The organism is Pseudaquidulcibacter saccharophilus (assembly GCF_019455445.1).
In the GTDB taxonomy this organism is placed as follows: domain Bacteria; phylum Pseudomonadota; class Alphaproteobacteria; order Caulobacterales; family Aquidulcibacteraceae; genus Pseudaquidulcibacter; species Pseudaquidulcibacter saccharophilus.
In genome coordinates, this window is sequence record NZ_JAHWUS010000001.1 from 368,989 (window position 1) to 390,452 (window position 21,464).

The window sequence follows — 21,464 nt, forward strand, 5'->3', positions numbered from 1 at the left end:
TTTAATTTACTGGTCTTACGGGTTTCATGCCATATGGTGGCTCGGGTGTGCGTTTTGGAATTGGTGCACCCCATGTCCATCCTGCGGCGGCAAAAGATGCGGCGGCTGCGCGGGCGCATTCACGAATTCCGCCTGATGGCTCGCGTCCAACAAGCCAGCGTAAGCCAGCAAGAAAGGCGTCATCATCTTCGTTTTGTGCCGCAGACATAACGTTTAAAAGCGTTCTTTCATCCGGCGTGGGGTCGATTGCACCAACTTCGCCAAGGTTTAGCTTGCGACCTGCTTCAAGTAAAATTTGCGCAAACGCGCGCATTGAAAGTTGCGCTGCAATTACCCGCTCGGTATTAACTGGGCACGACGCACCGTCCTTCAGACTGGCACGTCTGATGGCATGAATTGCTAGTTGTGCTCCGGGTTCAAGGGTTTTAACCATATTTCCATTCTACGCGGAAACTGAAAAATCGCAATGTTTTATTACAAATTATTCTTATATTTTAGAACTTTTCTTTGTTGCGTATTTCAAACGGCAAGTCCTGTTTTAATGATTGATCAAGTAATTTTATATCAATATCAATCGAACGGACATCTTCACCATGCATACGCGCCGCAAAATCCCTAAATGCTGCTTCAAGGCGGGCAATCATATTGTCAATATCATGTGTTTTGGCTTCGTCATTGCCAATCATTGCCTTACCGCGTGCAGTCAAAAGATCGGCAGTGGCGGGAATATAATAGGTAAATACCCGCTGCACTTCAGATAGTTTTGAAGCATCGCGCAATAATTCATGTTGCATCATTTCGGCATTTTTAACGATAGAGCGCAAATTTTCACCAACTGCACCAGAAGCAACCGCCGCCGCTGCTCTAATTTCATTAAAATCTGGTTTGGCGTCCTCAATTACTTTTTTATGTATTGCGGGGTCTTCTGGTTCTGGCTGAATTGGCGGAACAGAAGTAGTGTTTTGGTTGTATTTATAGAGCATGAATTCTTGTTCTTGCGCGCTCCTTTTGCGGGCATAAGAGGTTGCGGCGCCAATAATACCCATAGTTAGTCCAAAAAACACCCATGGGTTTTCAATCATAATAGCAATTATGGAAAAGCCAACAATCATGCCAATGCCTTTGGGGCTAATTAGCCATTCTTTGACATATTTCCATTGACCTAAATTATGTTCGTCATCGTCCCCCTTGGCCATATTTTACCGTCTTTCCGCCTCGATAAGTGCTTGGCGTAATTCTTCGGTCATTTGTCCCATGCGCACCTCAATTTCGGCACGTTTGACGCGTCCTTCTTGTTGCTTTTGGATAACGCCATTTATGGTTTCGATAAGGTCACGATTAGCCTGTTCAAGGGTTTCAAGGTCAACAATACCGCGTTGGGATTGTTCTTCAATTGAAATTGCTTGATTCTTCATCATTGCAGAAGTTTCACGCAACATGGCATTGGTGGCATCGGTTACCGCTTTTTGCATCTCAAGCGCGTCTTGCTGACGATTAAGCCCCAAAACCAAAACCATTTTCTGCTTCCAAAGTGGAATAGTAAGGCGCGTTGATGCCTGTAATGATTCGATTAATGTCTCATCACCGGACTGCACAATACGAATTTGTGGTAATTGTTGAATACCAATCTGGCGCGCTTGCTTTAAATAAAACACTCGCTTTTCAAGGCGATCTAGCGCCTGTTCAGCGTCTTTATAATTTTGCGCCTCAATTAAGCCGTCACCATTAAGTGTAGCCTGCTCGGCAATTGTTTTAAGTTCCGGAAGGCGGGTTTGCTTCATTTCAATTGCAAATGCTTCACCGGCCTCAATATAGGTGGTTAATTGTGCAATTGATTGGGCGGTTTGTTCATGTAAATCATCTAAAACCGCAATGTCACGACGCAGACCATCTTTTCTTTTATCAAGTTCGATTGAAATTGCATCAATTTGTCCAGCAACATCATCATAACGACCCTTAAACTTTTCTACTTCGGCGCGGACGTTGCCGAACATTTTTTCAAAAAAACCTTTTTTCTGAATTGATTGCGGGTCAAGACCTTTGGCCTTTGCAATAATATCAGTAAGTAATTTTCCGGTTTCACCCAATTCCTTATTGCGGGTTTGCGCGAGAATTTTGTCGGCATATGCGACAACTTTTTTCTGTGCGGCATCACCAAATGTGGCGATTGATGCACGATCTTCCAATGAAATCTGTGCCCGTATTATATCAAGTTCTTGCTTATTGACGGTGATTTCAGGCAAAGTGCTCTTTTCTGTCACCTTGTTGTCAAGACTTGCAACCTCTTGAATATTTACTGTTTCAGCTTGCGGGGCTGCATCTTTTTCATCGCTCATTTGGGCTATTCTCCGAAAAACCGTAATTCATTTAAGATAATATCAGTTTGGAGATTTTAAAGCCAATTAAAGCAGTAACCTGCAATAAATTTTCCCCAACCTGCAAAAATTAAAGGGTTATGCCTTTACCATTGTCAGGCTGGTTGGAATATTTGGCAGTTTTTTGCCATCAAGCGCGACCAATTGTTCATAAGCCTCTTTTTGACCTTTTAATGTCCAATCAAAGAATAAATTCCCAGCCGCACATGCTGCAGCAAGAATTTCTCTTTGGTTTGGTTCACTATTCTTGCCACGCTTTTTGCCCAATAATCCACCAAAAGCCGTTGATTGGGTTGGTAATCCAAGACCTAATAGACCAGAACCCTTTGGCGGTGGTGGTAAAGTGGTCAAATCACCAGCAATAAAGCCTTGTCCATAAATTCTATCAGTATTTATAAGCGATGGTGCCATTGAAATATTCGTTATTGGCGTCGGCATCAGTGCAAAACTAGAGCTTATGCGACCGTCAGCAAATGACGAATTATTTTTAAGACCACGACCATAGCCAATTAGTTCAAGTGCCGTCCATGCGCCTTCACCATGACCGGCAACCCCAATTTTTTCACGGTCAACCATGCGCTTATCAACGCCATAAGCGTTAAGGATATCAGGAAGACGATCTAGCATGAATTGCAAATATTGCGCACGTCTAGTGCTTGTAAACATGCTGCCTTCAGATAGTTTGGCATTGGCATAAGAAAGGGTAAGTATGAGATAACCTTTTTGTGCAATTGCACCCGTCATCAAATCGTAATCGGGACCAGGGGCATCATCAGTGCAGCAGGCAATAATTGGCATTCGTGCTGACGGTGCCTCAGCAGGGGCAGCAATTCTCACATCAATGTGTGAACCATCAAATGATTGAATTTGAACGTTTTTATAAACTGCAAGCGGAACTCCCAAACAATCGCGGTAAGATGTCTCGAAGTTTTTGTTCGTGCTGCTGCCAAATAAATTTGAAAGCCCAAGTGAAAGTCCGCGCGCATTTGCACTGTTTGAACAAGCAAGAATAGGTGCGCACATGCAGGCACCCAAAATATTGCGCCGACTTAACAATGTTTTATTAATCATATCTCGCTGCATTTTTTTAATCCAGTCTGCATAATGACCCTCCCGTTTTATAAATTATGAGCCGTCATACATTTAACGCAAATTCATTAAATTGCCGTACAGCTTATAATGAATTTTGCGTTTGTCCAATTAAAAAGCAGTTTCGCTTAACACAATATGAACATTAGATACTTCTAAGGTTAAATTTATGTCACCCGTATTACAGCTATGATAAGATTTTAATCAAATTAGCAGTAGATGGGTCGCGTTTTTCACATGCGCCATTGGTTAAATCTTCATTGATTTCAAGGGCAATCACTTTTCCAAGCTCAACCCCCCATTGGTCAAATGAGTTAATGTCCCACAAAAGACCTTCAACCAACGTGCGGTGTTCGTAAAAGGCAATTAATGCACCAATTTCATATGCGCCAAGTTTTGGAAGAACTACACATATATTAGGGCGATTGCCGGTAAACACGCGGTGCGGTGCGATTTTTTCAATCTCTTCATCAGATTTACCGGCTTTGCGCATGTCTTCTTTTACCATCTCAAGGCTTTTGCCGCGCATTAGTGCTTCTGATTGGGCAAGGGCATTGGCAAGCGTTAATTGATTCGATGCCGCATATTTAGTGCCGCCATCTTTAATGATAATAAATTCAACCGGTGTGATTTGTGGGCTTTGGTGCAAGTGTTGGAAAAAGGCATGCTGTGCATTGGTTCCCTCTGCACCCCAAACCACTGGGCCAGAAATGGCAATCGGGTTATTGTTTTTGTCAATACCCTTGCCATTTGATTCCATATCAAGTTGTTGCAAAAATTGTGGTAGCAGTTTTAAGCGTGCCGCATATGGAATAATTGCCCGTGTCGTATAGCCCAAATACGTATGGTTCCAATAACCAATCAGCCCACCCAAAAGCGGAATGTTTTGCCCAATATCAGTGGTTTCAAAATGTTCGTCCATTGCTTTGGCACCATCTAAAAATGCCTTAGCGATTTCAGAACCCAAAGACATTTCCAATGATAAGCCAACGGTTGACCATACCGAATAACGACCGCCAACCCATTCATCAAAACCAAAAATTCTGTCTTCTTTGATGCCGTATTTCATTGCCTTGTCTGGGGCGGATGAAATTGCAACCAAATGTTCTTTATCATCTGTTCCAATTGCCGCCTGCAACCAGTCGCGAGCAAGCGCAAAATTGGTAAGGGTTTCAATAGTGGTAAAAGTTTTCGATACACAAACAATTAAAGTGGTCTCTGGGTCAATTCCTGCAACCGCTTGTGCAAATTCTGTTGGTTCTACATTTGCGCAAAACCGCAAAATAGGCCCAGTTGCATCGATTGGTCTTAAAGCCTCATAAACCATACGCGGACCAAGATCAGAACCGCCAATGCCAATATGCAAAATTGCCGAAAATGGCTTGCCGTTCTTTGCCTTCACACTGCCGTCAAAAACTTTTTGGGCAAATTCACTGGCGCGTTTCATAACTTCTTTATATTCGTTTGCGTCTTCACCTTTTGCATGCCAATTGCGTGAATGATTACGAAGTGCAACATGCAAGACCGCCCGATTTTCAGTGGTGTTAATGGCATCACCACTAAACATTGCCTTGATTTTATCGCCAAGGTTTTTCTCTTTTGCATATGCAATTAATGTCACAAGTTCGTCTTCAGACATTTGGGATTTTGAGAAATCAAAAAAGCATTCGCCAAACTGCAAACATAGTTTATCAAGACGGGTTCCTGTCTTGAATAATTCCTCAATCTTACGGGTTTTTGCAATTGTGGCCATTTGTTCTAATTCGTTTTTCATGGGAAAAATGCCTTAATCGATAAAATTTTAATTTAATTTTGAAATAAATTTAACTGATTTATGCGATGCTTCTAGCATGAAAAATATTACAGTTTCAATCGACGACATTCCAGAGGCAACAGTTGTTGCCGGAAAAAACAGCCGAATCCTATTTTCGAACCAACTTGCACAAAATCGGTTCAAAGAAAATGCCAAATTAGGAAGGCTTGCGCCATGGCTTGAAAGTCGTCATGGCTGGACCTGTAATGAATGTGAAGATGGCACAATTGTTGGTGTTTTCCGCCCTGATGCCGACGAAACTGCACGCGCAAAAACCATGCTTTTTGCCACCCTTAGTCATGAAATACGCACACCTTTAAACGGCATTATCGGCATGGCCGGTCTTTTGGGTATGAGTGAGCTTACATCTGCGCAGCGTTCATGGCTTGGGTCGGTTCAAGACTCTGGCCAGCACCTTTTGGGGCTTTTAAATGACATTCTCGATTATGCTAAACTTGAAAGCGGCAAAATCGATTTGGAAACCGTGAATTTTGACCCTGTTCATACATTGCAATCAATTGCTGAGATTTGCTCACCGCGCGCCCATGAAAAGGGTTTGGACATAATGGTGGCAATTGGCAAAAATATTCCCAAGAAAGTTTCTGGTGACGATGGCCGCTTACGTCAAATCATCCTAAATCTTGCGTCCAATGCGGTTAAGTTTACGCATGAAGGCGGCATTGTTTTGCGCATTGATGTCCGCAATAGTGAACACTTATGTTTTTGTGTTGAAGATAGCGGGATTGGTGTTCCACAAGACAAGATTGAAACCATTTTTGATGAGTTTGCCCAGGCAGATTCATCACACACACGCCAATATGGTGGCACGGGCCTTGGTCTTGCGATTGTGAAACGTTTATCAAAGGCAATGGGTGGCGATGTTAAAATTATGCAAAACCCAAGAGGCGGCACAATTTTCAGCGTGGAATTGCCGTTTAAAACCGTCGAACCCGCAACAAATGAATATAATTTCAAAAACAAGAAAATTGCAATCGCCACCAAGTCAGACGTTCTTTACGATGTGCTATCGTGTAATCTTGGTGTTTATGGCGCAAATGTCATTCGTTTTAACAGCACAAAAGATTTAAGAGGTGTCAAAACCATATTGCTTGATGATGGTTTTGAAAGCGATGCCATTGATACAATTTTAAAAGGCCCGCCACCATGTATCGCCATGATTGGGCAAGAAAAACGTGAATTAATCGAGACCTATCGGGAAAAGGGTGCATTTGGATATTTAATTAAACCATTGCGCCTTGGTTCATTGTTGGAACGGGTTAAACTTGCGCTTGATAATATAGTTGATGACATGATTGAAGTCAGCAATGATGAACGCGCCGATAATACTAAAAAGCTTTCTGGTGTACGGGTGCTTTTGGCCGAAGACAACCGAATTAATGCGCTTTTGGCGAAATCATTACTTGAGCGAATGGGCTGCGATGTTGTCACTGTTGGCAATGGTGAAGAAGCGGTGCAATCGGTTCAAACCACCCCATATGATCTTGTGTTCATGGATTTTCATATGCCGGTTATGGATGGGCTTGCGGCAACACAACAAATTCGTGCCTTAGGGCTTAAGGCATTACCAATAATTGCCTTAACTGCCGCCGCAATGGAAGAAGATCGTCGTGCCTGTTCAGCCGCTGGTATGGATGATTTTATAACCAAACCACTGGAATTAAATGCGCTTGAAACCATTTTACAAAAATGGGTCAGTGGTAATGCGCAAAAAACATTAAACGCGGCGTAAATATTATTTAGCGATGAGCTCCGAAAAGTGTGAAACGGTTTTCGGAACAGGCGAAGAGACAAAATTTGCTACGCAAATTTTTTATAAAAACGTTGGGCGGGTTTAATGCCCGCCGTTTACATTCTTCTTGCGCTGTAAAATATTTATCATCTCTACGCCGCGATGAGCCCCGAAAAGTGTGAAACGGTTTTCGGAACAGGCGAAGAGACAAAATTTGCTACGCAAATTTTTTATAAAAACGTTGGGCGGGTTTAATGCCCGCCGTTTACATTCTTCTTGCGTTGTAAAATATTTATCATCTCTACGCCCAACGAGAATGCGAGTGAGAAATATAAGAAGCCACGCGGAATATGTACGCCTGCACCGTCTGCAATCAATGCCACGCCAACCAGAAGGATAAAGGCAAGGGCAAGGGTTTTAACGGTTGGGTGGGCATCAACAAATGTGGTCAATGGTTTTGCCGCCACCGCCATAACAAAGGTTGATAAAATAACCGCCAAAATCATAATACCCAAAACATCAGTCATACCCACCGCTGTAATCACGCTATCCATTGAGAATACAATATTGATGGTAATAAGTTGAATAATAACCGAATTAAAGTTTGTGGCGGCTTTGCCTTCTTCATGACCAGTTCCTTCAACCGAGGCATGGATTTCTTCGGTTGCTTTGTACAAAAGAAACAATCCGCCGCCGATTAAAATTAGGTCTTTTATGGTAACTTCAACAGCTTCTTTGATTGCTTCTTCATTGCCATGTCCAACCAACTCACCATAGGCATGGGGAAGGGTGAAAAGGGCATTTGCGCCCAACGAAATAATCCAAAAAATCCCGCCAAGCATTAGAATGCGTAAAACCATTGCGCCCCAAACCCCAATATTAGAGGCAAGGTCGCGCTGTTTCCCTTGTAATTTGGAGACGCCAATTGAAATGAATAATAAATTGTCGATGCCCAAAACCACCTCAAGGAAGGTAAGGGTTATTAAAGACATCCAGTGTGCGGGATCTGCAATCCAGTGAAACAAGTTTTCCATAATATTTGAATGCCAAAATTTGAATATTAGGGCAATATTCATTCTGTAAATTTTACAAGAAACTGTATGGGTCGATATCAATTATAACCCGAACTTCGGGTGGAAGCTTAAATTTTTTGCGCCATGCCAACATAAAAGCGGAAATATCAACATTACGATCGGCACGCACCAAATAACGCCGCCGCCGCCAACCGCGTACAAGGGCAATTGGCGGTGGTGCGGGCCCCCAAACTTCCACCCCCTCGGCGGCAATCAGGGCATTTGAAACAATTTCACATGCCTTTTCAATTGCTGCATCTGACTTTGCCATTAATTGCAAATTGGCAAGCCGTCCAAATGGTGGAAAGCCGGTTGCGGCGCGCATTTCAGTTTCAATTTGTAAAAAGCCATCTCTGTCTTGGTTTAAAAGTGCTTGGAAGGCCTCATTTTCGGGGTAATAGGTTTGGATAATTGCTTTGCCACGTAATTCGGCGCGTCCGGCGCGCCCCGCAACCTGTGTCAAAAGTTGATAAGTGCGTTCTGATGCACGCGGATCGCCACCTTTTAATCCCAAATCGCCATCAACCACACCAACAAGTGTAAGGAATGGGAAATTATGACCCTTTGCGGTAATTTGTGTGCCGATTAGAATATCAATCTCATGGTTTTCCATTTTATCGATTAGCTCGCGCAGCTTTTTTGGGTCGTTTGCAGTGTCGGATGACAAAACTTCAATGACTTTTTTGGGGAAGAGTTCTTTTGCTTCTTCTGCAATGCGTTCAACGCCTGGGCCAATTGAAACAAGGGTCTGAAAACCATGACATTCGGGGCAATTATCGGGTTTCGGAATTGTATAACCCGTAAGGTGGCAAACAAGGGTATTATTATATTTATGTTCAACCAACCACGAATCGGTTTCTGGGCTGGTCATTTTATGGCCGCATCTACTGCACAAAACTACCGGTGCAAAACCACGGCGGTTTAAAAACAATAAAACCTGTTCATTGCGATGAAGGGTATTGGCAATTTCTTCACGTAAAATCGGTGAAATCCAATGGTCTTTTGGCGGCGGATAATCTTTTAAATTTACTAACTCAATATTGGGCAAAACCGCAGATCCAAAACGGTTGGCAAGTACCAAATGCCGATATTTTTGGGTAAGTGCATTATTGCGGGTTTCCAAAGATGGTGTTGCCGATGCCATAACAATTGCCGCATTTGCAAATTTGGCGCGCACAATTGCCATATCGCGTGCATGATAACGCAACCCATCTTCTTGTTTATAAGATGTATCATGTTCCTCATCAATTATGATAAGGCGTAGGTTTTTAAACGGTAAAAATACGCTTGAGCGTGCGCCAATTATTATTTGTGCATTACCGTCATTTATTCTGCGCCAGACGCGGCGCTTTTGCGATGCGCCCAAATCATGATGCCATTCGGCGGGAATAATGCCAAACCGTTCTGAAATGCGGGAAATAATAGTTTGGGTTAAAGCAATCTCGGGAAGCATAATAAGGATTTGTGCCTGTGTATCCTTGGCAAGAATATCGGCAATTGCCTCAAGATACACTTCGGTCTTGCCCGAACCCGTAACCCCATCAAGCAGAAATGGCGTAAACTTTTTTTCAATTGCCGCCGCCGCAATTTCATTCTTTGCCGCTAATTGGGCAGGGTTTAATTCAGTTTTGCTCGGCAACGCTTTTGGCGTTGCGAATGGCGCATCAACACTTACCGAAATTTCCGCCAATATTTCTTTTTTAATAAGTGTCGCGATGATTGCCACCGAAACACCGGCACATTGTGCCAATTCTGTTCGCGTTAATGGCATATAATCGTCTTGCCATAAAATTAGGACGACTTTTTCCTGACTTTCTGTAAGTCTGGTGCGCGTGATTGGGCCGCGGATAACTTTTTTGATAAACGGTCCATCGGCTTGGGCATCTTGTGGGCGCAGGACATGCCCCAAAATACTTCCACGATATGTAACCAGATATTTTGCCGCCCAATCAACAAATTTTAATACATCAGGCGCAAGTGGTGGCGTGCTGCTTTTGGAAATTATGTCTTTTAGGGCGATATCTTTTGGTGGAATATTACCCAACCCCCAAACCACGCCGATTCGTGTGGTTTTTCCAAAAGGCACATAAACAAAATCGCCAATCCCTAATTCCATGCCTTGTGGGATTTGGTAATCAAACCCTTCTGAAATTGGCATTGGAAACAAGATATTGGCGATATTTGTCATTTTCTCACAAAATTGTCGTTACGTATAATTACGCAATAACAATATTATTCCGCGCTTGCGGCAGATTCGGGCACACCAACAGCATGGAAGCCAGCGTCAACATGCACAACCTCAGCAGTGGTTGATGCACCAAGATCAGACAATAGCCATAATGCACAGCCGGCAATACCCTCCATTGTGGTATCTTCTTTTAACAATGACCATTCACGACCGGTTCCAACCAAATCACGACCACCTTTAATGCCCGCAAGGGCAAGGGTGCGCATTGGGCCCGCAGAAATTGCATTAACGCGAATGCCAGATGGACCAAGGTCACGCGCAATATAACGGGTTGATGCTTCAAGTGCTGCTTTGGCAACGCCCATAACATTATATGATGGAATGGTGCGCTCTGCACCCAAATAAGATAGGGTAATCATTGAGCCACCATCGGTCATAAGTTTTGATGCGCGTTTGGCAACCGCAACCCATGAATAAACCGAAACATCCATTGATTTAAGGAAGTTATCGCGTGATGTATTTTCAACAAATGAACCTTTAAGCTCATTTTTATCAGAGAAGGCAATCGCATGAACCAAAAAGTCAATCTTGCCCCATTTTGCCTCTAATTCGGCAAAGGTTTTGTCCATTGCTTCGTCATTTGTAACATCACATTCAAGGATAATGTTTGAACCAACGCTTTCAGCCAATGGGCGCATACGTTTTTCCAATGCCTCACCTTGATAAGTGAAGGCAAGCTCTGCACCTTGTGCCGCCAATTGTTCGGCAATGCCCCATGCGATTGATTTATCATTGGCAACGCCCATAACAAGACCGCGTTTTCCTGCCATAATGTTTCCAGTCGGATAAGCCATTTCATATTCCTTCCGTGAATTGACTGTTTATTTGTTACAATTCCCTTTCGCAATTTTACGGTCAATGGTCAAGAAAAAGCCGCAACGAAACTAGAATTAAGGATTAAAAATTAAAAATTACGGATTTTGTCCGGCATCTGGTTGAATAACCAATGCCTCGCATAGATATTTAGTTCTATTCTACTCATTTGTAACAATATTTATTCCCAATAAAACCAATATTAATCAAACCTTTGCGTATGCAAAAAAGTCACATTTTTATCATTCCTAGAAATGTTGACATTTGTTGACATTTCAACGTGTGAACAATTTCAAATGCAAAGAATGCAAACCACGCAAAACCCTGACATTTCCTGACATTGGTTTGACCACATTATGTAAAATAACGGATTTCATTTTTTGGATTTTTCGGCAAATTATTTTAAAAAAAATCTATTCTACTATTACCGATGAACATATGGATAATATGCCCCCAATCCCCTGAATGATGCAATTAATCCATATATTATAACTTATTATCACTGTGACGTAATTTTAAAGTTCCATACAATAATCCCTGAATTACCTTATAAAAATTGTGCAAATGCGACAAGCTGTCGCGTGGCAACAGGTCGCGCGACAAGGTGACTAATTGAAGAGCAGCTAAAAAAGTAACAAAAGGCAACCTTCAAATGTTGGCACGTTGGAGAGTTTGGTTCTCAAAACAATGGGGCGTGCCGCGATTTTGAGGGGATTAAAATGAAAAAAATACTTTTGGCTTCTGCTGCTTTGATTGCTTTCGGCGCTACTGCTGCTAATGCACAAGATTTGGTAACTGCTAAAGCTGGTACTATCAAATTAGACGTTCGCGTAACCGGTATCCTTCCTGATGAAGATGCTCCTTTGCGTGTTGGTAATGGTCTTAGCGGTGTTCTTGCACCAACTTTGACAACTGACAAACAAACTGGCCTAAAAGCAGAAGTTGACGATTCATATGTACCTACTATTGGTCTTGAATATTACCTAACTGATAATATTTCTGTTGAAGCAATCGCAGGTACCGGCGTTCACGAAGTTACCGTTCCTGGTGCAAAAGCTGCTCTTGGCGCACTTGTTCCAATGACAAGCGACAAAGTTGCTAAAGTTGCTCACCTTCCACCAACTGTAACTGCTAAATACCACTTCAACTCTAAAGGCAAATTCTCTCCTTATGTTGGTGCTGGTGTAACTTACATTTGGTTCTATTCTGAAGACAGCAAAAACAATGTTGACCTTAACCTAAAAGATGGTTTCGGATATGCTGTTCAACTTGGTCTTGACGTGAACACGGCTTCTAAATGGTCTTATAACGTTGACGTTAAGAAAATTTTCTTTGAAACAGACGCTTATGTTGGCGCAACTACTGCTGGTGGCGCATACGTAGCAGACGCTTTGAGATCAAAAGTAACTCTTGATCCATTGGTTGTTTCTGTAGGTTTCGGTTATAAATTCTAATTTATAGCCAAAAACTCTCCCTGATAGGCAATTTGGTGCCTCTCATAACTTTTCAGCCTAAACCGCATGGTTTAGGCTGATTTTTTATTTGGCTGTATGAAAACTATGGCACGCATAATATACGTTGCCGTGCAATATACGCCAACTTTTATGAGAAAAATAAAATAAGAAATTAGATTTTTATAAAATCAAAGAAATGCGGCGCACAATCGCCCAGGCCCTTTAATTGATAGCGGGTAGTAAAATGGTCTTGTGGTGGCGTTAACCAGTCCTCTGGGCCTTCTGCAAGCCATTTAAGCGATGGATTCTTGGTAAGTGCCAATAGCGCAGTTTCTGCATAATTTGCCCAATCGGTGGCAAACCTTAACTTCCCATCATTTTTTAAAAGCCGTGTTATTTCGTGCGCAAAGGCATCGTTTACAAGACGACGTTTACGGTGGCGAAGTTTTTGCCACGGATCAGGAAACATAATAAAAATTCTATCAATTGAATTGTCTTGAAAGTTTGCAAGGTATTTTCTGGCGTCATCATTAATCAGGCGCACATTTTCAAGCTTGTTTTCAATTATGCCATCCAGTGCTTTGGCAACGCCATCAAAGAATGGTTCAGCACCGATAATAAGTGTATCTGGATTGGCTTTTGCCTGGGCAATCAAATGCTCGCTACCACCGAAACCAATCTCAAACCAAACGGCTTTGGCATTTGGCATAAGGCCTTTTGGGTCAAAGTTATTTGAACCTTCATTTGAAATTTCAACAGGCAATAAAAAATCTGCAAGCCTTGCATCCACAAGACTTGCTTTTCTAAATGACAATGGTCTGCCACGGGTGCGACCAAAGGTTTTTATATTTTGCAATTTAACAATCCGAACAAATTAGTGATTAATTTGCCAGAACGCGCACCAATTCCACGATTTTTTTACGCTGTGCCGGCGAGGTAACTTTAGCATATTCTGTCAAAAGCTCCATAGCACCAGGTGCGGCTAGTAATTCTGCCACTTGTAAAGGTTGTGGTCCATCATTTTCTGCCAAACCGCCGCGTCCGCTTGGTTCAACACCTTCAAAGAAAAATGCAGTCGGAACGCCAAGTGCTTCACCAATTTGGAAAAGACGGCTTGCACCAACACGGTTAAATCCTCTTTCGTATTTTTGCACTTGTTGGAAGGAAATTCCTAAAAAGTCTGCTAATTTTTCTTGGCTCAATCCCAGCTCTTCACGTCTTTGTTTAAGACGACGTCCAACATAAGCGTCAATAGCTGTTGAGCTTCTTTCGTTACTCATAAATTACCTCGTTCTATTTAGTGTTTTTGTTAATAAACTACATAACAGCTTTTTTATCAATTAAAATAGCTGCAACAAAGAAACAGAGCAAAAAAGCCGCAAAGATACTGTTACCAAGCCTTGAATAAGGCGTAGATTCGATTTTTGAAGGCAGTAACGCGGAAATTAGGCGACTACCGCTTCTAAATTGTACAACAGGCTCCCCGAAAGAATCAGTAATCGATGACCAACCACCAGAGGCTGCACGAATCAAGGGCTTGCCTTGCTCAATTGCGCGCCACCTTGCTTGGTTATAATGCTGGTCTGGGCCAAGAAGATCGCCATACCATGCATCCACCGAAACATTGACTATCCAGTCTGCTTTTATACTCTCTTTATTTGTATAATTAGGGAATATTATCTCATAACAAATGCGAGGTTCTATTAACGGAATATCTGCAATTTTAATTAATTGTGGGCCAGTGCCACTATTAAAGTCTGTGCCGTATGAAACTAGGCTAGTTATTCCCAATGCGTTGAAAACAGATTTGAATGGCAAATACTCCCCAAATGGTACAAGATGCCCTTTGTCATATAGCTTTAGAAGCGCTGGTGCCTTTGGGGTTCCACCAATAAAAGCGATGGAATTATAATATATATCTTCATTGTTGAAATCGCGGCGTGGCGCACCAACAATCAATAATTTATTTTGGATATATTTGTTGATTTCAAATAAAACATAAGGTTCTTCTAATAATAAAAAAGGAAAAGTTCCTTCGGGCAAAACAATTATTTTTGATTTCTTTGCGTCTTCGCTTTGTAAAAGCCCAAGATAGGTTTCAACCACGTGTAATTCATTGCCGGTTTGGTATAATTCTTTTTGGCTAAAACCACCTTGTCCAGTGGCAATTATTGGCGGGTTGTTGCGCGCGACCAAATGGGTGAAGTTCTTATGATAAAACCCATAAGCAAAGCCAATGCCGCAAACCGCAACCATACATGCAAAAATTTGCTTGCCCCATTTTTTATCGATTACAGCAATCGCGGCAAAAACGAAAATTGTGAACAGGGTTACGCCATATGGCCCAAGCCATGCCGCATTTTGCGATATTAAACCGCCTGCATTAAAGATATAGGCCGGGAGATTCCACGGTAAACCGGTGAATAATGTGCCACGCAAATATTCAATCAGGGTAAAAGTTGCGGCGAATAATAATGATTTAGTTGCCGATTGTGGGCGGAATTTAAAATAAACCAGACCGCCAACGCCCCAAAACAATGCCAAAACCGCCGGCAATAGGGTTATCGCAAATGGCATAAGCCAAAAAAACTTTTCGGCATCAACCAAAAATGCAGCCCCAAGCCAAAACATAGATGCCGCAAACATTATAAAGGCAAAAAACCACGCCCGCCAAAATGCCGCCTTTAAACTCGGTGCGTTTTCAAGGGCGAAAAATAGTAAAATAATTCCCAAACCATAAAGCGGGGCAATAAAAAATGGCGCAAAACCAAAAACCGCACCAATCCCGCCGAGGGTAAGCCATAAATAGACAAAACGTGTCTTACCCGAAAACAAAGAATTTAGTTTTTGCAAAATTTGGTTCAATCTGCGCCTTTTTCATCTTTTTTATTGTCGGTTTTGCGAATTATAAGACGGTTGATACGGCGCGGGTCGGCATCGATAATTTCCATCTCAAACCCGTCAAGATCGCTAATAATCTCGCCACGAAGTGGAACGCGACCCAAAACCGCAAATGCAAGACCGCCCATTGTATCAACTTCTAATTCCGCATCCTCGGTATTAAAAATTATGCCGGTTTCTTCTTCAAATTCTTTAATCGGAAGCCTTGCATCAACTTCCCATTTATCTGGACCACGTTCGATTAGGGCGTTGGTGATTTCATCATCATATTCATCGTCAATCTCGCCGATAATTTCTTCGACCAAATCTTCGATTGTAACCAAACCATCGGTTCCGCCATACTCATCAATCACAAGCGCCATATGGCATCTCTGGGCGCGCATCAGAAGCAAAAGATTAGGTAGGCGCATGGATACCGGCGCATAAACCAAATCCCGCTTGATGCGGCTTATAGGCTTGTCATCAAAGCCTGCCTCAACCACACCGTCACTATTGGGGGTTAAAAGTGAAAGAATATCTTTTACGTGAACAAAACCAATCGGATTATCAAGATTTTCGCGGTAAACCGGCATGCGTGAATGTTGATTTTCGGCAAAGATTTGTGCCAATTCGCCCAATGTGGTTTCGGCCTCCACGGCCTCTATATCCGCGCGCGGAACCATAACATCGCCAACATTTAACCGGTCGAATGATGCCACTTTGAACAACATTTCGCGCTTGTTTTGGGAATAGGTGTCCTTGTTCGCCTGTTCAAGGGTTTCAATAATTTCTTGCGATTCTGAATCAATGGTCTTACGAGCCATTACCGAACGTAAACGACCGAATAAACTCTTCTTCTCACTACTGCCATCATCAGAGCTTGGCATCATCAACCCCTATTAAATCCCCTTCATTAGCGTCATAAGGGTTATTAATTCCCAATTTGGATAAAATTTCAACCTCCAAGGCTTCCATTTCCTGCGCTTCATCATCTTCAATATGGTCAAAACCAATTAAATGAAGCACACCATGCACAATCATATGCGCAATATGGTCTTTGAATGCCTTGTTTTGCGTATTTGCTTCGTTTTGGCAATAATTATGGGCAATCGCTATATTGCCCAAAATATCATCATCAACAGACTCAAAAGATAAAACATTGGTTGGCTTATCATGGCCACGCCATAATTTATTCAATTCATGGATGCGATCATCATTGCAAAGCAAAATATCGATATTGCCAAAAGGTGGCTCGAATTCATCTAAAACCGATTTTACAATTTCAATTGTAAAAGTTTCAGTATCGGGCAGGCTGGTTTCCCAAACCGTATCTTCGATTAGTATTTCAATACTCTGGTCTTCGCTATTGTCGTCATCATTAGGCATTTGCATCGGCCTTTAATAATTCACCCGCCAAAGAGTTAAGGCCCGCACCAACGGCCTTCACGCGAACGGTTTTATTAATCATGCTTTCGTCGCCAGCAAAAAATACCGATTGTTGCCAAGGTGCTTTGCCAAGCATCTGACCCGGGTTGCGGCCTTTGCCAGTTACCAAAACATCGACCTCTTGCCCGATTTTTGACGCGTTAAACGCAGTTTGTTGTTCGGCCAATAATGCCTGTAATGCCTGAAGGCGCTCATCCTTAATGTTTTCAGCAATTTGATACATCATTGCCGAAGCCGGCGTTCCCGGGCGGCGTGAGTATTTGAAACTATATGCACTTGCATATTTAATTTCACGGACAAGCGCCATGGTTTCTTCAAAATCCTTATCGCTTTCACCAGGGAAACCAACAATGAAATCAGACGCAATAGCAATATCAGGGCGCATTTTGCGAACTTGTGCAATGGTTTCGGCATAGGATTCGACCGTATGCTTACGGTTCATTGCTTTTAGAACCTTGTTAGAACCCGCCTGTACCGGAAGGTGAAGATAAGGCATTAATTTGGCAATGCTGCCGTGTGCGGCGATTAAATCATCGCGCATATCGCATGGGTGGGAAGTAGTGTAACGAATACGCTCAACCCCATTTAATTCGGCAATCTTTTCAATTAATTGCGCAAGGCCGATATTATTGCCGCCATCATAGGCATTAACATTTTGCCCCAAAAGAATGATTTCTTTTACGCCATTATCAACAAGTGATTTTGCCTCATCCATAACTTTGGCAAACGGGCGTGAGAATTCTTCGCCGCGCGTATATGGCACAACACAGAAAGAACAGAATTTGTCGCAACCTTCCTGAACCGATAAAAATGCAGAAACGCCGGTGTTTTCGCGCTTGATAGGAAGGGCATCAAATTTATCAATCGCATCAAATGAAGTGTCCAAAACTTCACCAGATTTACGGGCGGCCCGCGCAATAAGCTCTGGTAAATGGTGATATGCCTGTGGACCAACCACAAGCTCGACTACGGGCGCGCGGTTCATGATTTCCGCACCTTCGGCCTGTGCAACGCATCCGGCAACGGCAATCATCATATCGCCATTACCTGCCTTTTGCTTGGCTTCTTTTTGCATTTTAAGGCGGCCAATTTCTGAATAAACTTTTTCGGTTGCTTTTTCACGAATGTGGCAAGTGTTTAACACCACTAAATCGGCATCTTCGGGTTTTTCAACCGGCGCGTACCCAAGCGGCGCAAGGACATCGACCATACGCTCACTATCATAGACGTTCATTTGGCAACCATAAGATTGCACGAAAAGCCCTTTTTTGGCCTTTGTGTTTGTTTTATTATTTTCTGACATAAACCTTTGTTGCCTTATTTATTTAAAGGCACCCCATATAATTCTAAGCGGTGATCAACCAGCCGATAGCCAAGTTTTTCCGCGATTTTTCTTTGTAGCTCTTCAATTTCTGGATCTGAGAATTCAAGAACTTTGCCACTTTGCAAATCGATTAAATGGTCGTGATGGTCGTCGCCAATTTCTTCATAGCGTGAACGACCATTACGGAAATCATGACGCTCCACAATGCCAGATTCTTCAAGCAAAGAGACGGTGCGATAAACGGTGGCGATAGAAATACCTTTATCAATCGCCGATGCACGGCGATGTAATTCTTCGACATCTGGATGGTCTTTGGCACTTGATAAAACGCGGGCAATAATGCGGCGCTGTTCTGTCATGCGCAGACCTTTTTCAGCGCAAAGTTTCTCGATTCTATCTTCCATCATGTGTCAAATCCGTACGAATTGTGTTTTGCCCTAAATAACAGGCAACACCAGTATTTTACAAGTAATTATTTCAATTCAGCAATTCAAATTCATTGTAATTGCATCAATCAAACAATTATCATCGGTCTTATAATAGTCTTTACGGCGTCCAATTTCAATAAAGCCTGATTTTTGGTATAATTTTATTGCATTTTGGTTGTTTTCGGCGACTTCTAAAAACAGGTTTTTAATTCCATGTTTTTGTAGTTCATTAATCGCATATTCAAGCAATTTTACCCCATGCCCCATGCCGCGCATTGTGGGGGAAATCCAGATCATTATTATTTCGGCCTCATCAAGGACTTTTTGCAAAAGAATAAAGCCAGTGTTTTCCATTAAATAACAAATTTGGTTTTCACTATTTAAGGCGCTTTCAAAATCCTTTTGCCCCCATGAATGGGCTGATGCATCACCGGAAATAAGTGCCACTAGCTGCGGAATATCATCTGTGCAAATTTCCCTAATGACCTGCAAATTTGCCTCCTTGCCATAAAACAGCATCCGCACCACGCATATATTGCGGAACAGGCGGTCTTGTTTGCTGATTTTCATTTTTGGCAATTTCGCAAAGCCTTAAAGGGTGAATAAAATCATCCAATGATGCGCCCAATTCTTTGGGAATGGCGTGGCCAACTAGGGTAAAGCCTTTATAGTCATTTATTGTTGTAAAGTCTTCAAAACGGGTTGGTGGCAAAATCCAGTTATCACCGTCTTTTGCCGCCATAAAAACGCTTCCGGCGACATTTATTGCACAAATCGTTTTAGGTGCATTGGCTTGTTTAACGAATGCCTCAAAGCTATTGATGCCCAATAATTCGCTGCCCAAAGAAATTGCCAAACCTTTGGCAAATGCCAAACCAACCCTAACACCGGTGAATGAACCCGGGCCAATGGTAACGGCAATCTTTTCGATATCAGAATTTTTAATGCCGGTTTTAAGAAGCGCGTCCGACAACATTTGTGGCAAGATTTCCGCCTGATTAGACGGCGCGGGAACACATTGCTCATAATTTATTCCATCACCCAAAATGGCGATTGAGCAATGTTTCAACGCGGTATCAATGCCAATGATTGCCATTAAATTTCCATTTCAATAGTTATTGGAACATGGTCAGACGGTTTTACCCAACTGCGGGCATGGGTATGGATTTTGTAGGATTCAGGCACAAATTTATCGCCAATTGCTTTTGAAACCCAAATATGATCAAGGCGGCGACCACGGTTATTTTTTGTCCAATCCGCAGAACGATAAGACCACCATGAATAAAGCTTTTCATCCATATTATGCGCAATGCGTGCAATATCCAAAAGGTCGCCATCAATACGCAATTTTTCCAAGGTTTCGGTTTCAATTGGGGTATGTGATACCACATCCAAAAGCGCCTTGTGTGACCAAACGTCATGCTCATGCGGGGCAATGTTTAAATCGCCAACCACAATATATTGCCCCATTTTTTGTTTATAATACGCATCCATTTGCGCCAAGAAATCTAGTTTGTGGGCAAATTTATCATTTTGCGCGGCATCGGGAATATCACCACCTGCAGGGACATAAAGGTTATGAATTATAATATCACTATCGCCAATTTTTGCCGCCGCCACGCGGGCATGGTCGTGCATACAAAATTTAGGTTCTTCAACTTCGGTTAGTGGAATTTTGGAGGCAATCGCAACACCGTGCCAGCCCTTTTGCCCGCGAATTACAAAATGATTATAGCCCAAATCCTTGAAGACTTTGGATGGGAATTCAGCGGTTTGGCATTTGATTTCTTGAAGGCATAAAATATCTGGTGCGGCCTCATTGATAAAGTCCGCAACGATGGGCGCGCGCAGGCGTACCGAATTAATGTTCCAAGTGGCAATTTTAATTTTTGTCATATGCCCCGTCTAAAGATTTTAGACGGGTTTGGCAAGGTTGCTATTCTTCGTCTGAAACGCTGGTTTCGTCACCAACTTCGATGCGTGGCTCATCATATTTAACGTGAGATAGTTTGCCCAATGCCGCTTTTTCCATGCGGTTGCGGGCAATGATGTTTAGCGCCTCAAGGATGGTACAGAAAATAATAACCGCATAAATATAGGTGCGTGAAATATGGTGCCCCAAACCATCGGAAACCAAAATCCCACCAACAAATACCAAGAATGCAAGCGCGAGCATTTTTGTGGTTGGGTGTTTTTCAACAAAGTGTGAAACGATTGCGGTCGCATACATCATGATAATTACTGCAATTACAACCGCACTAATCATGATTGGTAAGTGGTTGGTCATGCCAACAGCGGTGATGATTGAATCAATTGCAAAGACAACGTCAACGACGGCAATTTGTGCCACAACCATGAAAAATGCGCTTTTGCCGGTATTGTTTTCGGCCTTCTCATGTTCTTCTTCGGGGTTTAACATTTCCCAAATTTCGGCACTGGCCTTGTAAATAAGATATAGACCACCACCAAGCAGGATTAAATCACGCTTTGAAAAACCGTGTCCAAAAACGCTAAACCAAACATCGGTAAGGCCGGCAAGCCATGTTAAGAGTGTTAAAAGCGCAATTCGCAAAAACATTGCCAGAAACAAACCAATGCGGCGCGCACTATCGCGCGTCTCAATCGGCAGTTTTGATGCCGCAATTGATACAAAGATCACATTGTCGATACCCAAAACAATTTCTAATGCCGTAAGGGTAAACAAAGAGACCCATCCCTCTACTGTATATACCCATGAGAAAAGCTCTGCCAATTTCTGCCCCGATAAATTT

Annotated in this window: 21 protein-coding genes; 2 read left to right on the forward strand and 19 right to left on the reverse strand. The window is 42.5% G+C overall.

Annotated features, from left to right (window positions below; all coding sequences use genetic code 11):
- Position 1: 1 nt before the first annotated feature.
- From KXV15_RS01660 to pgi, 5 genes are all read right to left on the reverse strand, one after another.
- Positions 2-433: a hypothetical protein gene (locus tag KXV15_RS01660; RefSeq protein ID WP_240006415.1), complete on the reverse strand. Its 432-nt coding sequence runs from the start codon at positions 431-433 to the stop codon at positions 2-4.
- A gap of 61 nt (positions 434-494) precedes the next feature.
- Complete coding sequence (locus KXV15_RS01665) at positions 495-1,196, reverse strand: 5-bromo-4-chloroindolyl phosphate hydrolysis family protein (protein WP_240006416.1); 702 nt, start codon at positions 1,194-1,196, stop codon at positions 495-497.
- Positions 1,197-1,199: 3 nt separating this feature from the next.
- Positions 1,200-2,336, reverse strand: coding sequence for a toxic anion resistance protein (locus KXV15_RS01670; protein ID WP_240006417.1), 1,137 nt, complete (start codon positions 2,334-2,336; stop codon positions 1,200-1,202).
- A 117-nt stretch (positions 2,337-2,453) separates the two neighbouring features.
- The gene (locus KXV15_RS01675; RefSeq protein WP_240006418.1) at positions 2,454-3,398 is read right to left on the reverse strand and encodes an alpha/beta hydrolase; all 945 of its coding nucleotides are present in this window, start codon (positions 3,396-3,398) and stop codon (positions 2,454-2,456) included.
- A 253-nt stretch (positions 3,399-3,651) separates the two neighbouring features.
- A complete protein-coding gene (gene pgi, locus KXV15_RS01680) occupies positions 3,652-5,238 on the reverse strand; it encodes a glucose-6-phosphate isomerase (RefSeq protein ID WP_240006419.1) in 1,587 nt (528 codons plus the stop codon).
- A gap of 76 nt (positions 5,239-5,314) precedes the next feature.
- Between pgi and KXV15_RS01685 the strand changes: the two genes are divergently transcribed.
- Complete coding sequence (locus KXV15_RS01685) at positions 5,315-7,027, forward strand: response regulator (protein ID WP_240006420.1); 1,713 nt, start codon at positions 5,315-5,317, stop codon at positions 7,025-7,027.
- A 251-nt stretch (positions 7,028-7,278) separates the two neighbouring features.
- Here the strand turns inward: KXV15_RS01685 and KXV15_RS01690 are convergent, their stop codons facing one another.
- The 3 genes from KXV15_RS01690 to KXV15_RS01700 are packed head-to-tail and all read right to left on the reverse strand — an operon-like array spanning position 7,279 to position 11,142.
- Entirely contained in the window at positions 7,279-8,061 is a 783-nt protein-coding gene (locus KXV15_RS01690) for a TerC family protein (RefSeq protein WP_240006421.1), read from the reverse strand.
- 52 nt (positions 8,062-8,113) lie between these two features.
- Complete coding sequence (locus tag KXV15_RS01695; RefSeq protein ID WP_240006422.1) at positions 8,114-10,288, reverse strand: primosomal protein N'; 2,175 nt, start codon at positions 10,286-10,288, stop codon at positions 8,114-8,116.
- 44 nt (positions 10,289-10,332) lie between these two features.
- On the reverse strand, positions 10,333-11,142 hold the full coding sequence (locus KXV15_RS01700) for an enoyl-ACP reductase FabI (RefSeq protein ID WP_240006423.1): 810 nt from the start codon (positions 11,140-11,142) through the stop codon (positions 10,333-10,335).
- A 738-nt stretch (positions 11,143-11,880) separates the two neighbouring features.
- Here KXV15_RS01700 and KXV15_RS01705 point away from each other — a divergent pair.
- Positions 11,881-12,615 carry an OmpW/AlkL family protein gene (locus KXV15_RS01705; protein ID WP_240006424.1) on the forward strand — a complete coding sequence of 245 codons (735 nt, stop codon included), beginning with the start codon at positions 11,881-11,883 and terminating at the stop codon, positions 12,613-12,615.
- A 172-nt stretch (positions 12,616-12,787) separates the two neighbouring features.
- On the opposite strand, the gene trmB is transcribed toward KXV15_RS01705, so the two are convergent.
- From trmB to KXV15_RS01760, 11 genes are all read right to left on the reverse strand, one after another.
- Positions 12,788-13,471 (reverse strand): tRNA (guanosine(46)-N7)-methyltransferase TrmB, encoded by a 684-nt coding sequence (gene trmB / locus KXV15_RS01710; RefSeq protein ID WP_240006425.1) that lies wholly within the window; start codon positions 13,469-13,471, stop codon positions 12,788-12,790.
- 25 nt (positions 13,472-13,496) lie between these two features.
- Positions 13,497-13,895, reverse strand: a complete 399-nt coding sequence (locus KXV15_RS01715; RefSeq protein ID WP_240006426.1) for a helix-turn-helix domain-containing protein — start codon at positions 13,893-13,895, stop codon at positions 13,497-13,499.
- A gap of 37 nt (positions 13,896-13,932) precedes the next feature.
- Positions 13,933-15,480, reverse strand: a complete 1,548-nt coding sequence (lnt, locus tag KXV15_RS01720) for an apolipoprotein N-acyltransferase (RefSeq protein ID WP_240006427.1) — start codon at positions 15,478-15,480, stop codon at positions 13,933-13,935.
- A complete protein-coding gene (locus tag KXV15_RS01725) occupies positions 15,477-16,382 on the reverse strand; it encodes a hemolysin family protein (RefSeq protein WP_240006428.1) in 906 nt (301 codons plus the stop codon). Before KXV15_RS01725 ends, lnt begins: the two co-directional genes overlap by 4 nt.
- A complete protein-coding gene (ybeY, locus tag KXV15_RS01730) occupies positions 16,369-16,881 on the reverse strand; it encodes an rRNA maturation RNase YbeY (RefSeq protein WP_240006429.1) in 513 nt (170 codons plus the stop codon). Before ybeY ends, KXV15_RS01725 begins: the two co-directional genes overlap by 14 nt.
- On the reverse strand, positions 16,874-18,244 hold the full coding sequence (gene miaB, locus KXV15_RS01735) for a tRNA (N6-isopentenyl adenosine(37)-C2)-methylthiotransferase MiaB (protein ID WP_240006430.1): 1,371 nt from the start codon (positions 18,242-18,244) through the stop codon (positions 16,874-16,876). Before miaB ends, ybeY begins: the two co-directional genes overlap by 8 nt.
- A gap of 14 nt (positions 18,245-18,258) precedes the next feature.
- Positions 18,259-18,669 carry a Fur family transcriptional regulator gene (locus KXV15_RS01740; RefSeq protein WP_240006431.1) on the reverse strand — a complete coding sequence of 137 codons (411 nt, stop codon included), beginning with the start codon at positions 18,667-18,669 and terminating at the stop codon, positions 18,259-18,261.
- A 78-nt stretch (positions 18,670-18,747) separates the two neighbouring features.
- Positions 18,748-19,185: a ribosomal protein S18-alanine N-acetyltransferase gene (gene rimI / locus KXV15_RS01745; protein ID WP_240006432.1), complete on the reverse strand. Its 438-nt coding sequence runs from the start codon at positions 19,183-19,185 to the stop codon at positions 18,748-18,750.
- Positions 19,172-19,789, reverse strand: a complete 618-nt coding sequence (tsaB, locus tag KXV15_RS01750) for a tRNA (adenosine(37)-N6)-threonylcarbamoyltransferase complex dimerization subunit type 1 TsaB (protein WP_240006433.1) — start codon at positions 19,787-19,789, stop codon at positions 19,172-19,174. Before tsaB ends, rimI begins: the two co-directional genes overlap by 14 nt.
- Positions 19,789-20,589 (reverse strand): exodeoxyribonuclease III, encoded by an 801-nt coding sequence (locus KXV15_RS01755; RefSeq protein WP_240006434.1) that lies wholly within the window; start codon positions 20,587-20,589, stop codon positions 19,789-19,791. Before KXV15_RS01755 ends, tsaB begins: the two co-directional genes overlap by 1 nt.
- Before the next feature lie 40 nt (positions 20,590-20,629).
- Positions 20,630-21,445: a TerC family protein gene (locus KXV15_RS01760; RefSeq protein WP_240006435.1), complete on the reverse strand. Its 816-nt coding sequence runs from the start codon at positions 21,443-21,445 to the stop codon at positions 20,630-20,632.
- Positions 21,446-21,464: the final 19 nt, after the last annotated feature.

Coding starts and splice junctions, on each gene's coding strand:
- KXV15_RS01660 (WP_240006415.1), bottom strand. CDS start 433: ATGGTTAAAACCCTTGAACCCGGAGCACAACTAGCAATTCATGCCATC.
- KXV15_RS01665 (WP_240006416.1), bottom strand. CDS start 1,196: ATGGCCAAGGGGGACGATGACGAACATAATTTAGGTCAATGGAAATAT.
- KXV15_RS01670 (WP_240006417.1), bottom strand. CDS start 2,336: ATGAGCGATGAAAAAGATGCAGCCCCGCAAGCTGAAACAGTAAATATT.
- KXV15_RS01675 (WP_240006418.1), bottom strand. CDS start 3,398: ATGTGCGCACCTATTCTTGCTTGTTCAAACAGTGCAAATGCGCGCGGA.
- pgi (WP_240006419.1), bottom strand. CDS start 5,238: ATGAAAAACGAATTAGAACAAATGGCCACAATTGCAAAAACCCGTAAG.
- KXV15_RS01685 (WP_240006420.1), top strand. CDS start 5,315: ATGAAAAATATTACAGTTTCAATCGACGACATTCCAGAGGCAACAGTT.
- KXV15_RS01690 (WP_240006421.1), bottom strand. CDS start 8,061: ATGGAAAACTTGTTTCACTGGATTGCAGATCCCGCACACTGGATGTCT.
- KXV15_RS01695 (WP_240006422.1), bottom strand. CDS start 10,288: ATGACAAATATCGCCAATATCTTGTTTCCAATGCCAATTTCAGAAGGG.
- KXV15_RS01700 (WP_240006423.1), bottom strand. CDS start 11,142: ATGGCTTATCCGACTGGAAACATTATGGCAGGAAAACGCGGTCTTGTT.
- KXV15_RS01705 (WP_240006424.1), top strand. CDS start 11,881: ATGAAAAAAATACTTTTGGCTTCTGCTGCTTTGATTGCTTTCGGCGCT.
- KXV15_RS01715 (WP_240006426.1), bottom strand. CDS start 13,895: ATGAGTAACGAAAGAAGCTCAACAGCTATTGACGCTTATGTTGGACGT.
- KXV15_RS01725 (WP_240006428.1), bottom strand. CDS start 16,382: ATGCCAAGCTCTGATGATGGCAGTAGTGAGAAGAAGAGTTTATTCGGT.
- ybeY (WP_240006429.1), bottom strand. CDS start 16,881: ATGCCTAATGATGACGACAATAGCGAAGACCAGAGTATTGAAATACTA.
- miaB (WP_240006430.1), bottom strand. CDS start 18,244: ATGTCAGAAAATAATAAAACAAACACAAAGGCCAAAAAAGGGCTTTTC.
- KXV15_RS01740 (WP_240006431.1), bottom strand. CDS start 18,669: ATGGAAGATAGAATCGAGAAACTTTGCGCTGAAAAAGGTCTGCGCATG.
- tsaB (WP_240006433.1), bottom strand. CDS start 19,789: ATGGCAATCATTGGCATTGATACCGCGTTGAAACATTGCTCAATCGCC.
- KXV15_RS01755 (WP_240006434.1), bottom strand. CDS start 20,589: ATGACAAAAATTAAAATTGCCACTTGGAACATTAATTCGGTACGCCTG.